11 protein-coding genes and 1 pseudogene are annotated in these 13,658 nt (G+C 50.5%); 9 read left to right on the forward strand and 3 right to left on the reverse strand.

Features of this window, described 5'->3' with window-relative positions; translation table 11 throughout:
* The first annotated feature begins 364 nt into the window (after positions 1-364).
* The 6 genes from BM056_RS02875 to BM056_RS02900 all read left to right on the forward strand — a co-directional run bounded on the left by BM056_RS02875 (position 365) and on the right by BM056_RS02900 (position 8,938).
* On the forward strand, positions 365-2,629 hold the full coding sequence (locus BM056_RS02875; RefSeq protein ID WP_131820712.1) for a copper amine oxidase N-terminal domain-containing protein: 2,265 nt from the start codon (positions 365-367) through the stop codon (positions 2,627-2,629).
* A 242-nt stretch (positions 2,630-2,871) separates the two neighbouring features.
* On the forward strand, positions 2,872-4,473 hold the full coding sequence (locus BM056_RS02880) for an ABC transporter substrate-binding protein (RefSeq protein WP_092468565.1): 1,602 nt from the start codon (positions 2,872-2,874) through the stop codon (positions 4,471-4,473).
* Between the two features lie 74 nt (positions 4,474-4,547).
* On the forward strand, positions 4,548-5,552 hold the full coding sequence (locus tag BM056_RS02885; RefSeq protein WP_435050948.1) for an ABC transporter permease: 1,005 nt from the start codon (positions 4,548-4,550) through the stop codon (positions 5,550-5,552).
* Positions 5,552-6,430, forward strand: a complete 879-nt coding sequence (locus BM056_RS02890; RefSeq protein WP_092468567.1) for an ABC transporter permease — start codon at positions 5,552-5,554, stop codon at positions 6,428-6,430. Before BM056_RS02885 ends, BM056_RS02890 begins: the two co-directional genes overlap by 1 nt.
* Positions 6,431-6,443: 13 nt before the next feature.
* Complete coding sequence (locus BM056_RS02895; RefSeq protein ID WP_092468569.1) at positions 6,444-8,165, forward strand: dipeptide ABC transporter ATP-binding protein; 1,722 nt, start codon at positions 6,444-6,446, stop codon at positions 8,163-8,165.
* Between the two features lie 191 nt (positions 8,166-8,356).
* A complete protein-coding gene (locus BM056_RS02900; RefSeq protein ID WP_092468571.1) occupies positions 8,357-8,938 on the forward strand; it encodes a LysM peptidoglycan-binding domain-containing protein in 582 nt (193 codons plus the stop codon).
* A gap of 31 nt (positions 8,939-8,969) precedes the next feature.
* Here the strand turns inward: BM056_RS02900 and BM056_RS27135 are convergent, their stop codons facing one another.
* From BM056_RS27135 to BM056_RS02915, 3 genes are all read right to left on the reverse strand, one after another.
* A complete protein-coding gene (locus BM056_RS27135) occupies positions 8,970-9,104 on the reverse strand; it encodes a hypothetical protein (RefSeq protein WP_274377507.1) in 135 nt (44 codons plus the stop codon).
* 112 nt (positions 9,105-9,216) lie between these two features.
* A complete protein-coding gene (locus BM056_RS02910) occupies positions 9,217-10,353 on the reverse strand; it encodes a glycosyltransferase family 4 protein (RefSeq protein ID WP_165613342.1) in 1,137 nt (378 codons plus the stop codon).
* Positions 10,354-10,440: 87 nt separating this feature from the next.
* Positions 10,441-10,644, reverse strand: coding sequence for a hypothetical protein (locus BM056_RS02915; protein WP_092468575.1), 204 nt, complete (start codon positions 10,642-10,644; stop codon positions 10,441-10,443).
* Positions 10,645-10,784: 140 nt separating this feature from the next.
* Here BM056_RS02915 and BM056_RS02920 point away from each other — a divergent pair, with 140 nt between their 5' ends.
* The 3 genes and pseudogenes from BM056_RS02920 (at position 10,785) to BM056_RS26750 (ending at position 13,609) form a co-directional block, all read left to right on the forward strand.
* Positions 10,785-11,444: a Crp/Fnr family transcriptional regulator gene (locus BM056_RS02920; RefSeq protein WP_092468577.1), complete on the forward strand. Its 660-nt coding sequence runs from the start codon at positions 10,785-10,787 to the stop codon at positions 11,442-11,444.
* Between the two features lie 106 nt (positions 11,445-11,550).
* Positions 11,551-11,661 carry a 4Fe-4S binding protein gene (locus BM056_RS27575; RefSeq protein ID WP_207648120.1) on the forward strand — a complete coding sequence of 37 codons (111 nt, stop codon included), beginning with the start codon at positions 11,551-11,553 and terminating at the stop codon, positions 11,659-11,661.
* Positions 11,662-11,738: 77 nt separating this feature from the next.
* Positions 11,739-13,609, forward strand: a pseudogene (locus BM056_RS26750) (TRAP transporter fused permease subunit).
* Positions 13,610-13,658 lie beyond the last annotated feature (49 nt).

Below are 13,658 nucleotides of genomic sequence, written 5' to 3' on the forward strand. Positions count from 1 at the left end.
ACCATTGCAGGTGTTGCAATAATTATATTCTCCTGGGACCGGTAACTGGGCGGGCCTTTTGGGCCCTTACGCCGGCCATGGTGCTTGATTTTTTTGAAACACGTTTGCTGGGCGAGATAATAAAGCCACGAAGGCTGCTGCAGCTTGAAGCAGTGCTTTTTGTGGCTTTATTTTTTTGCATTCAAACCACAGCGGCCCCAATAATTCATGGATAAAGTCAGCCCGCCACAATTTTTTCTATTGAAAGGAGGCAAATGAGGTTGAATTATTGTGATACAAGTTAATCTTAATTGTTAGTATTTGTATTTATGAAAATTATTTAAAGGAGGAGATCAAAATTATCAAGCAACCAAACAGAAAAGGGTTGATATTGGGTACTTTGCTGTTGATAATAAGTTTTCTTGCGGCCAGTCCGGTATTTGCCTCGTCAACTTTTACCACCAGTACTAATCAATCGGTTAATGCGGGTCTTGTTTACCCGCAGGACGACCCTGACCAAGTGTTTAATCAAATAATGGTGGAAATACCGGGAAAAGTTATCCCGGGTACCTATTTGCTCAATATGGCATTGCCCGCCGACTGTTATTCGGTGGCCAGAGCTGTTTACGCCAAAGTACCTTCAGGCGAAACCAGCCAGTTGGAAGGAAACATTTCAGCCATGGGTATCGGCACTCCTAAAAGCGGCACCAATGCATATAACGAGTGGAATTTCAGAGCCACTTTCGGCAATGAAGGCACCATGAGCAGATTTTATATAGAATTAAGCAACTTCCACGTGCCTTCCGGAGTTACAGGCGATATTAACGTTTCCTTTACAGCTTCTCCCGGCTCCCCTTTTTCTGGCAACGAAGCTGTGAAGATTGCTACCGTTGAGTCCGGCACCGTTAAAATATCAATTAATGAAGAAAATAGTATAACTTCGTCTTCCGGCAAAATAGGCACTATCAGAATTACGGAGGATCGTGCCAAAGCGCTTAGATCCGGGGCAAATAGTATAAATATGAAGCTGCCCAACGGTTTTACCTGGGCCAAGCCGACCAGCGGCGGCGTCTATGTGTGGGGAGATGCTGAAGTTGTGCCTGCTGACGCTGATACTGATTTTGCTATAGACCAGAACGGCAGCAGGTTAAAAATTAGTTGTCCCAAGGCCGCCGGATCGTCTTCGCCAACATATTATTCCATTAGCGGTCTGGAGGTGCTTGTTGAAAACGAGCTATATGCCGCCAAAGGGGACATATATGTTACCGTGGGCGGCGACAGCGCCGTAGACCCTAAAAAATTGCTGATAGGTAAATACGGTGGCTATAACAGCCAGCTTACCGCAGCAGAGCTGCCTGAAATAAAAGCCGGTCGGGCAGGTGAAGAAATAGCAGAGTTTACTTTGGAAGAAACCGACCCGGGAGCGCTGACCGAAGGGAGAACTATAACTTTAAAGGTAGGTGACGGGGTAAAGTGGTCCCGTTTAGGCAGCGGCACTTCCAGTGATCCTTATTTACCTTCGGACCCGCCAATAATAGACATGGATAAATCCGACCTGCAGGGTATTGAATTAAACGAGTGGGTATTTGCTGGAAACGATTGCACGACCTTAAAAACCAGTGTAAAGAAATCAACGTCCGGGGCAAATAAAGGAGCAACAATTGTTTTTAAAGAAGCCTGTGTTGATGTGAAAGGAAATTTTGAAGGGGATGTTAATGTTACCGTGGGTGGCAGCTGCGGGTTGTCCGGAGTATTGACGGTGGCAAAGTCTATTATACCGGTTACAATTTCTATAGAAGGAGATTGTCCGAATTTAGTCACCGGCAAGCAGGAGCAAGCCGTAGCAGATATAATAATTGCCGAAAAGAAACCCAATTGCATTATGGATACAGGCTTTGTTACCATTGACGGCAAAGAGTATCCCAAAAGAGAAATATGGCTGGAGTTCCCCCAGGGCGTAACACCGACCCGTCCGGAAAAGATGGAAGTTTTAGAAGGGGATATTATATTGGACAAGTATACCCTGCGGGATAATGTGGTGCCTGGCCGCTGGTATATGGTTATTGAAACCAAATATCGCAGCTTCAATCCAAGCAAAATTAAGTTCAGCGGTATCAAGTTTACCCTTGACCGCAGTGTGCCGGATGGACCTTTGGAAGTAAAACTTAAAGGCCCAGGGCTTTTGCAAAGTGCTGATGTTTTCTCCGGCCCGGATTATATGTCCAAAGTTGCTGTAGCCAGTAATGGTACCGCAGCTCCGGTTGATTTGGAGAGTAGCTCGGTATTTAAAATTGGGGACAAAAAATATACTGTCGGTGGTGTTGAAAAGGCTATGGACATAGCCCCCTTTGTAGAAAATGGCAGGACATATCTGCCCATGCGCTTTGCTGCCTATGCCCTTGGCTTAAGTGAGACTGATATTTTGTGGGAGCCGTCAACTTCCACCGCTACTTTTATAAAGGGTAACAAGACCGTGCAGGTCAAGGACGGCAGCGACAAATTGTATATTAACGGTGTGTCTATTACCATGGATGTGCCGGCCCAGGTAAAAGAAGGTTATTTTGTGGTGCCCATCCGGTTCATCGGGCAGGCTTTTAGTGTCGAGGCAAAGTGGGATAATGTCAGTCAGACCGTTACCTTATCTATATAGCATGTAATTCATGCTGCAACCTTTGGCATCTTTAACAACTTTCCAAGAACATCGAGTTGGTTTGGCATCTTCTGATGCACATCTGGGAAGCAAAAGCGCGCCGGGGATGGCATTTTCCGGCAGATAATCAACGCCTGCCACGGTGTGCTGCCGTCAATTGCCTATGGCAAACTACAGGCCAAGTGGGCTGCGAATGTGTGCAATAACCGGATATTTTGATAAATCGGAGGTGTCTTTACGGGATGTTGAGGAAACATTTGGCGATTATCGTTATGCTGCTTTTAATTGGCGCCCTGAGCCTGTTTTTATTCGGCTGCGGCGGCGATCAGGCCGGCAATGATCAAAAACCGGCCGCGGCGGCGGGCGCGGGACAGCAGCAGGCGGAGGTCATTAAACTGGCCGGAGGGGATTGGGGTTACCCGAATCCTTATACTTATTATCCCCGGGGACCCGGGTCCCGCAAAACCGCGCTTATTTTCGACGGTCTGGTGACCGTTGACGCCGGGGAAAAAGTATTGCCCGCTCTGGCCGGCGATTGGCAGGCCGGCGGGGACGGCCTGAGTTATACCTTTCAGCTCCGGCCGGGGGTTAAGTGGCACGACGGCCGGCCGTTCACCGCCGGCGACGTGGTTTTCAGCTATGAATACGCCAAGCGGTACCCCCCGGTGTCGGTTATTGATTTTTCCGGCGTAAAAAAGATGGCTGCCGTGGACGACCGGACGGTCGCGATCGAGCTTGACCAACCGGACCCCAATTTTTTGACCGGCCTGACTGGCCTGAAAATAATCCCGCGGCACATCTGGGAACAAGTAACCGATCCCCTTAACTTCGTCGCCCCCGAAGCCGCAGTGGGGACGGGGCCCTACATGCTGACCGATTACAGCAAGGAGCATGGCACTTACCGTTACGAGGCCAATGAATACTTCTGGGGGAGCAAGCCGCGGGTCAAGGTGATCGAGTTTGTGCCGGTGAGCGAGGACATACTGGCCTTCGAGCAGGGCGAAATCGACCGGATCAGCGTTACCCCCGATATCCTGCCCAGGTTTGAAAATAATCCGGAGTACCGGGTTATGCAGTACGAAACCTCCTGGGCCTACCGGCTTTATTTTAATATGCGGCAGCGGCCGGAGCTGGCCGACCAGGCCTTGCGCCAGGCCCTGGCTTATGCCATCGACCGCCGGGAACTGGTGGAGAAGGTGGAGCGCGGTGCCGCGGTGGCGGGGAACCCGGGCGTGCTGCACCCCAACAATCCGCTGTACAACTCCGGTGTTCCGCAATACTCCTGCGACCGGCAGAAAGCCCAAGACCTGCTGGCCGGTCTGGGCTATCAGGATGCCGGCGGGGGGGTGCGGTCAAACAGCCGCGGAGAAAAGCTGAGCTTTACGCTGCTGGCCGACGAGGGCAGCGCCCGCCTGGCGGAATTGATTAAGCAGCAGCTTGCTTTGACGGGGATGGAGGTCAATGTACAGGTTGTCGACAGTAAAACCCGGGACGCCCGCTTTCTAAAGGGCGACTTTGAGCTCTGCATCAACGGCAGCGGCGGCGGGGAAGACCTGAAAGAGGTAACCGGCGTAGGCCAGGCCAGGGCTACGTCCACCACGGCGGCGGTTATCGGTTATCAGAACCCGGAAGTCGACAGGCTGTATGCCGCCCAGGAGCAAGAAACCGATCCTGACAAGCGCCGGCAACTGATGGCCGAATTGCAGCAGATCGTGGCCGAAGAGCTGCCCAAGCTGACCCTTTATTATAGAAACACCTTGGCAGTGCACCGGCCGGCGGTTTACGACGGCTGGAGCGGGGAGATTTATCACCACGACAGCCGGATAAACTTTGTAGCCGACTAACCGGCCAGCTTGTTAACGGGCCAAGATGACGGAACCGGTATAAGCTTACTGTCTGGAAGTGGGGAGGGAATGGCGTGGGACGGAAGGCTCGCTGGCGTCTTCTGGAGTATGGACTGACTGTTTGGCTCGTAATCACTTTAAACTTTCTTTTACCCAGGATGATGCCGGGCGATCCCTTCCTGGTGTTGACCTCGGACAGCCCGGAACAGGAGGAAATAGTCATCAGCGAAGAGCAGCGGCAGTTTTTCTTCCGCTACTACGGTCTGGACAAACCTGCCGGTGAGCAGTATCTGCATTATATGGGCCAGTTAGTAAAAGGAAATTTGGGATACAGTTTGTATTACAAGGAACCGGTAAGCCAAATTATACTGCGCCGGCTGCCCTGGACTGCTTTCATGGTAATTGCGGCCCTAGCGCTGAGCACCGCCATAGGAACAATTTTAGGCTGCATATCCGCCTGGTACCGGGAGAAATGGCCGGACAAACTGCTGTTTTTCAACCTGATTTTTTTATCGGAGATTCCGGCTTTTCTGCTGGGGCTGATCCTGCTGTTTGTATTTGCCGCGGAGTGGCGGTTATTTCCCCTGTCGGGGGCCATAACTCATTTTGCCGGTTACAGTCATTGGTGGGAAAAGCCTGTGGATATACTGCGCCATGCCTGCCTGCCCGTCCTGACTTTAACCGTTGCCCGGCTGGGCGGCATGTATTTGCTGGCCAGAAACAGCATGACCACCGTGCTGGAAAAGGAATACCTGCGTACCGCGTGGGCCAAAGGGCTTACCGGAAGGCGCGTAATTTTTCGCCATGCCTTGCGGAATGCCCTGCTGCCCATAGTGACCCGGGTGTTCTTAAGTCTCGGCTCCCTGGTGGGCGGCGCTATATTGGTGGAAAACGTTTTTGCTTATCCGGGGCTGGGGCATTTAATGCGAGAAGCGGTGCGGATTCACGATTATCCTGTGATCCAGGGCGTTTTCTTAGTGGTAACCATACTGGTGTTACTGGCCAATTTTCTGGCCGATTTGGTTTACGGAAAGCTTGACCCGCGGATTGGCGATTATAACGGGGCGCATGGAGGGTAATGTTGAGTAGAATAACGGAGTTGCTGCTGAAAGCGGCCAACGGGGCCAGGGATTTTTCCCTGCCGGGAAAAATCAGCCTGTTGACTATTTTATTAATCTTGCTGCTGGCGCTGCTGGCCCCGTATATTGCCATACATTCCCACCAAATTTCGTCGGGGCCGCCTCTCCTGCCGCCGGGGGGAGGGCACCCTTTGGGCACCGACGAGCTCGGTATTGATCTTTGGGCCCAGATCTGCTACGGGTCCAGGGTCAGCCTGCTGGTGGGGCTGGGCACGGCTTTTTTGGCGGCTCTGGGCGGCGGTCTGGTCGGTATTGTTGCGGGATATCTGGGCGGGTGGCCCGATAAAGTCATAATGAGGTTGATTGATATTATGATTGTACTGCCCGACTTTCCGCTGATGATTGTGTTGGCAGCCTTTTTAGGCCCCAGCCTGCTGAACATTATTATCGTGCTGGCCTTTTTTTCCTGGGTTTTCCCCGCCAGAATCACACGCTCGCAGGTGTTGATGCTGAAGCAACAAAGCTACGTCAAATCTGCGGAGACATATGGCGCCGGCGCCTGGTATCTGATGTGGAAGCATTTTCTGCCGGAGGTTTTCCCACTGGTGGCAGTGAATATGATCAGGCTTACGGGCCGGGCCATTATTTCCGAGGCGGGGCTGTCCTTTTTAGGGCTGGGGGACCCCACCTCGAAAAGCTGGGGCTTAATCATACACCACGCCACCAGCTTTCGGGGAATATATTTTACCGGCTTTTGGAAGTGGTGGCTGTTATATCCGTGGCTGGCCTTGATGTTAATGGTCATATCGCTGGCCTTTGTCAGCCGTGAGCTGGAAAGAATGGCCGACCCGCGCCTGGGCGGCAGGCGCTTTGTTTAGGGGGGGTATCGCTTTGAGCGCCGATAGCAAGCTATTGCTGGAAATTAAAAATTTATCCGTCACATATGACGCCGCCAACCCGCCGGTCCGGGCTGTCGACGGCGTTTCCCTGCAGCTGCGAAAAGGAGAGAGCCTGGGGATTATCGGCGAGTCCGGCTGCGGAAAAAGCTCGTTGGCCCTGGGCATCATGGGCTTGATCAAACAGGGGGCTGTTGCGGGAGAGATAATCTACAGCGGTCACAATCTTGCCGGGCTGCCGGAAAAGAAATTAAGAAAGCACCGCTGGCAGGATATCGCCCTGGTGTTTCAAAATTCTTTGGAAGTACTTAATCCCGTACTCAATATAGGAGAGCAAATAGGAGAGCCGCTGCGGACCCATTATAGTTTAGCTGCCGAGGAGATTGACCGGAGGGTGGTAAAGCTGTTGGCCATGACGGGTCTGGAACCGGATTGGCGCCATTGCTACCCGCACCAACTGTCGGGGGGAATGAGGCAGCGGGTGCTTTTGGCCATGGCGTTGTCGTGCGACCCGGAAGTATTAATTGTGGACGAGCCGACAACGGCGCTGGACCCCGCCGGTAAAAACGAACTGCTGCAGCTGCTGCAGAAACTGCAAAAAAAATCGGGATTTGCCATGATTTTGATATCCCATGATCTGGGGACGGTGAGAAAACTCACCTCCCGGGTGATGACCATGTACTGCGGGCGGGTGGTCGAGTCGGGGATTACCTCCGAGGTGCTGAAAAATCCCATGCATTGTTATACCCGCGGCCTGCTGAATTCTTCCCCCAATTTCTTTAAATATAAAGACCTGTGGGGAATAGGCGGGGAGCCTCCCCCGGGCGGCTCAAGTGAAGGCTGCGCTTTTTATCCCCGCTGCTGCCAGGGGGATGCCAGCTGCGGCCGGTCCAGGCCTCCCCTCAAATATATCGCCCTTGAGCGCATGGTGGCGTGTCACAAGGGAGGTATCGAAACGTTTCTCCGGGCCGAAGGGATCAGGAAAGAATTTGTACTTAAAAATAAGGAAATTAAAGCGGTAAAAGGGGTTGGTCTGACAATTAGAAGCGGTGAAGTGGCCGCCCTGGTAGGGGAGTCCGGCTCCGGCAAATCCACGCTGGCCCATATTCTGGCGGGGGTTCTGCAGGCCGACGCGGGCCAGGTTTTTTTTAAAGCTAAAAAGGTGGAAGGAAGATGGGCCACTAAAATGCTCCAGGGCATGCAGATTATCTTCCAGGACCCGTTTTCCTCCACCAGTCACCGCATGAAGGTTCTTGAAGTGGTGCGGGAGCCGCTGGACATAATTAAATGGAGCAGTGTGCCAGCAAGGGAAGCAGCGGCGGTTGAGGCTTTACAGACCGTACAGCTTCCCACCGCGCCGGATTTTGTAAATCGCTACTGCCACTCTTTGAGCGGGGGACAGCGGCAGCGGCTGGCCATAGCGCGGGCACTGGTAACAAAACCGAAATTACTCATTGCGGACGAAGTAACCTCAATGCTGGACCCTTCGACTCAGGCCAATCTTTTAAGGGAGCTCAAAGGACTCCAAAACAGGCGGGGGTTTGCCATGCTGTACATTACCCACGACTTGCATCTGGCCCGGAAAATCGCCGATAAAGTTTATGTCATGTATCAGGGCGAAATTGTCGAAGCGGGCGTATCCTTCGAAATTTTCGAAGATCCGCAACATTTTTATACCAGGCGGCTGATGAGCGAAGCCTTTAGCGATTTGGTTTGAAATGACAGCGTCCGGCTGTTAAGAGTTACTATTCAAGGGGGGTCTTTGCTCTTGAGCAATGAAACTGTTGGAACCATTAGCTAGTAGCTGAAGAAAACAAGGTGCCTAAAAATTTACTTAACCAGTGGAAAATATTCCCTCTTTTGCATATATTGCATACAACAAAACTATTAGCAAAGGAGTAATCCGGTTTGAGTAATGATCAATATACCAGAGCTATGATTCCTGTTATGGCAGAGCAGGTCCCGCGTCCGCCCCAAAAATGTGACGGTCGGTTCTATACTGTGGTAGCTTCAAATTCACTATTTAGCATTGCTCAAAAATTTGGAGTGACAATTCAGCAGATTATTGCTGCCAACCCACAGATTGAAAATCCCGACATTATCTTCGTGGGGCAGGTGATTTGCATACCCACCGGTACACCCACACCAAATGGTGAGCTGCGCGTCCTTACACTTAGATTCCTGACAGAAACGGGTCAAGAGCTGCCCGTGGTTAACGGGGCTGTCCAGTTAAATGCCCGTGTAATTGTTCGGGCCACCTTCACCCGTCCGGTCTCCCGGGCCTTCTTTTTCCTGGAGCCTACCGGCACCGAAACTTGTGAACTCGCCCAACTGATCGGTGTAGATTGCCCCAGTGCAGTTACCGGGGTTGCTGAGATACTCTGGCAGGTGCCCGCAGGCACCCTGGGCCGTGTTTTTGTTGTTGCCTGTATTAACAGCATCTGTGCCAAATCTGCTGATGAGGTGCTTGTTGTTCGTAATAATCGTTAAACCACCGTACTCCATTTCCAACCAGTAGCCATTATATATTAGGGGCCTTTTTATATTTCACACCTTTTTTAAACACATTGCCTATAGCCCCACCTAAATTAAGGTAACTGGTACCCATTAAAATCATTGGATTGATTTTTAGTGGGTCAGGCTGATCATCTGTCAAGTATTGCTCATTTACGTATGTGGAAACTATCTCCCCAAAAAACACCTCAAAACCGCAAATAGGAACGCTTTGCCTGATTCTGATTAACATCTAAAATGTGTATATGCTTATTTTACTTGAGCAGGGTTGCATAGGCATTGGCCATGCGCGTGGCGGTGGCGGTCGAGCTGATTTGTTCGGCCGATTCTCTGGCCTGGCTGCTCAGGCGTTGTCTCAGCTCCTCATTTTGCAGAATAACCAGGGAGTTTTCCGCCAGCGCCGCTGCCGACGGGGCGGTTAGGAAACCGTCGAATCCTTCATTGACCATTTCGGCGACTCCGTTGGCTCCCACAGCCACAACTGGAAGGCCCACTGCCTGGGCCTCGCCGATAATGATGCCCTGGGTTTCCGTAACGGCGGCATACATGAACAAGTCAGCGCCGGCATAGTAGTTGGTCAGTGTCTGGCGGGACAGGCGGCGGCCAACGATGGTTACCCGGGAGGCAAGCCCCATGTCTTTTGCCATAGTTCGCAGCTCTTCCTCGCAGGGGCCTATACCCACCAGGAAAAGACGCGAATCCGGGCAGTCCCTGTTGATCAAGCGGAAGGCTTCCAAAATCATATCCAGGTTTTTTTCTTTGCCGAACCTGGCCACACAGAGGATTACTTTTTCCTCGGGTCCAATGCCATATTCCCTGCGCAGCCACCCGTTATCCGGGTTGGCAAACTCCTCCAGCTTGAGTCCGGTGGGGATAGCCTGCATGGGCGCGTTAATGCCCAGCTCTCGCAGCCGCTTTGCCACCACGTTGGTAGGGGTAATTACCAGGTTGCAGCGGTTGCAAAACCTGCGCACAAAACCCAACACCAGCCGCCGGGCCAGACCCGGAAACAGCGGTACGTAATGCACATAAAGGTCGTACAGCGTGTGGTGGGTAAATACCAGGGGGAGGTTGTGCCGCCTGGCGGTGCGCGCTCCCACGTTGCCCAACAGGAACGGGGAATGACAGTGGACCAGGTCGATTTTTAGGTCGCGCAGCTTTTGGCCAACCCCCGGCGCAAAAGGCAGGGCCAGGGAAAAATTTTTATTGGTGGGGGCGGTGATGGACGGAAACCGGAATACTCCCTCTTCTTCTGTTTGCCGGCGGTAAGCCGGCGCAAAAATGTAAACATTATGCCCCAGCTGCTGCAGTTCATGCCTGAACAATTCTATGGAACGAACTACCCCGCTTACGTAGGGATAGTAGCTGTCGGAAAACATGGCAATATTCATCATTATCCTCCTGCGTATTTCGTAAGTTTTGATTTTATAATGGTTTGTAGCAAAGAAGACGCAACGAAAACGCTATAACATAAAACTTCAATTCTGACGCCACAAACACCTGCCTGTCGGGCTGGAAGTTATACCCGGGTAATTGCTTCCCCGGCGCAGTACGGGCCTACGGGCCGGTTCGCTGCCGGCTGAAATAAAGGAAGGATAACAGGCAGCCCCGCCATACTGATAGATATTCCAGTGGTGGCCGGCATAAACCATGATATAAATAATGGAAGAAAAGTGTGCCATTGTAGAATATAATAATAAGCTTGGGGCTATAACAGCTCTTGTGAAAAATGGTATTATTGTGTATAATAAATGTGAAAAATTACACATTATCACGGTCTTAATTTGGCTTTGAAGCAGTATTACAGCTGGAGGGTTGTAAAATGCCGAATTTTGAACTTTTGTCCAAACCTGAGTTAAAAGCAAAGGATGAAGAAAAGGTTTTTGCAAAGCTTGGTATGTTCTTTAATAAATTAAAATTTTATAAGGGTGAAACAATTATCGACGTGGGGGATAAAATTAACAATTTTTATTATTTGCAAAAGGGTGTCGTGCGTTTATACATTTCAAATAATCAAGGTGATTTAATGTTTTACGATATCAGCGCCGGTTCCGGATTTGCCGAGCCCGCTTTTTTTTGCGGATTGCCGTCCAAAGTCAGGGTAATAGCTGTAACGGACAGTACAATATTGTCCTTTCCCAAAAATTTAGTTATGTCCTACATTGATCAGCAGGATGAATTTATCAAACTAATTGTTCATATGATCAGTACGAAAATTTATCTTGTTACCACACTATTCGAGAATATGAGCAACAACAACTCCTGGGACAAGCTGGTAAAGGTATTGTATCTGCTTTCATCGGGCGGTAAAAGCTCTAAAAGGGTGATTAATATTACCCATGAAGAGCTGGCTTCAATGCTGGGGATACACCGGGTCACTGTTACCAGGAATTTGGCCAAATTAAAAAAAGATGGCTTAATTACGGTCAACAGGCATTCCATTGACATAAATGACGTTAATAAACTGGTGTCTTATTTTTAAATAAAGCTTTCTGCCAAGCCCGCAGGGCTTTTTTTTTGCCATAATCGGCGGGTGGCATTGGGCTATCCTGCCAGGTTTAAGCCCTTTTTTTCACAAGAAATATTTCATGTGTAGCAGATGTTACTGCGTATTTGCAGAGGAATGCTGGCATTGTAATTCCTGTGTGCTGGATTGCCCCTCCGGGGCAATAAGTTTAGAATTCCCTTGCCAAGTATGATGCTTTATCAAGATGCAATTAATGAGGGAGCTAAAAAGTGATCAATTTGGTAAAAACGGTTGAAACCGACGTACTTGGTGGTCGGGGGCGGAATAGGCGGATTGATGGCAGCTATCAGCGCGGCTGACGAGGGTGCCAGAGTGGTAATCGCGGAAAAGGCCAATACCAGGCGAAGTGGCAGCGGGGCCACGGGAAACGATCACTTTTTATGTTATATACCGGAAGTGCATGGAGAAATGGGACCGATCATCAAAGAGGCTTTTGAAAGCCTTTCCGGCAAGTCCCAGGACAAGCCGTTGGTGGTTAGGCATTTTAAGGAGTCTTTTGACCGCGTTAAGGACTGGGACAGCTGGGGTATACCCATGAAGGTGGATGGAAAATGGGAGTTTACAGGACACTCATATCCCGGCCGTCCACGGATATGGCTAAAATATGCCGGTGCGGAACAGAAGATTATCCTAACCAGAGAAGCGCTGAAACGGGGCGTAACAATAATTAATAAAATTCCAGTTACCGATGTTATAACCAGTGCCGGAGAAGTTATCGGTGCCATGGGGATAGACATAGGGGAGAAAGAGCCTCAAATGGTAGTCTTTAGGGCTAAAAACGTCATCCTGACTACCGGGCATACCAACAGGCTTTATCCCGCCGTTACTTCGGGGTGGATTTTTAACACCGCCAGATGTCCCGCCAGCACCGGTACCGGTCGTGTGGCGGCGTACAGGGCCGGGGCGAGGCTTGTTAATATAGAGCTGCCCTACACTCACTCAGGTCCGAAATATTTTGCCAGGGCGGGTAAAGCTACCTGGATAGGTGTTTTAGTGGAAGCAGTGGCGGCCACCGGCGGGAATATACTCCCTCCGGTTATGGGGGCAGTGGCTTTTGTCATGGCCGAGTGGCTGGGTGTGCCTTATGCCCATGTGGCAATGGCAGCTATCATCCCGGCGCTGCTTTACTATGCCATTGTTTTTACCAGTGTTCATATCCAGGCTGTGAAAACAGATTTAAAGGCTATTCCCAGGGCGGAGCTTCCTTCTACCGGCAGGGTAATGAAAGAAGGCTGGTTTTACTTGCTGCCCCTGGGAGGGTTGATCTACTTTTTGTTGATCAAGATGGTGGACCCTGCCCTGGCGGCCTTGTATACGCTGCCAATACTAATCGGCAGCAGCTTTTTATCACGCAATAAGGACCACTGGATGACACCATACAAAATTTGGAACAGTATCGTGTCCGGGGTAAAAAACTGGATGCTGGTGGGCACAATTACAGCTGCTATCGGAATAATGATCGGTTCTTTGGAATTAAGCGGTCTGGGCTTAAAGTTCTCCAGTTTTATTTGGAGCTGGGCGGAGGGAATTTAGCAGTTATTCTCGTGATGGTAGCAATTGCCAGCTTTATCCTGGGAATGGGGGTGGATGCACTGACTGCTTATTTCACCCTGACAATTTTAGTGGCTCCGGCCTTATTGAAGCTGGGGGTGCCTGATTTGGCGGCACATCTTTTTGTGATCTATTGGAACCTGGTGGGCTTTATCACACCCCCGGTATGCATTGCGGTATATGTAACATGTGCCATCAGTGAAGGCCATGTATGGAAAACAGGCCTGGAAGCGGTGAAAATAGGTATAGGTGCGTTTTTGATTCCATTTTCTTTTATCTTTAACCCTCCATTGCTGCTTAACGGCTCGGTCGGGGAAATTATGTATACCACAGCGGTGACAATTTTGGGGTCGTTCTGCGTGGTTATGGCGCTCAGCGGCTATGGTTTGATTAAGATAAACTGGCTTCAGCGTATCAGCTTGCTGGTGTGTGCCGGTTTATTAATCAGTCCGCAAATAATAACAGATATTATTGGATTCGTGCTTATGAGCATTATTCTGCTATGTCAACTGACTCAGGCCAGGAAAGGTAAACCGGGTAATCTGATTCAAAAGGCTGGTAGTTGCTAGCCAACCGTCCGGTATTAACTCCATGGTTTATGGTCCCTGCCGGTTCAGG

Origin of the sequence: Desulfotruncus arcticus DSM 17038 (assembly GCF_900113335.1) — a bacterium.
GTDB classification, from domain to species: Bacteria; Bacillota; Desulfotomaculia; order Desulfotomaculales; family Desulfallaceae; genus Desulfotruncus; species Desulfotruncus arcticus.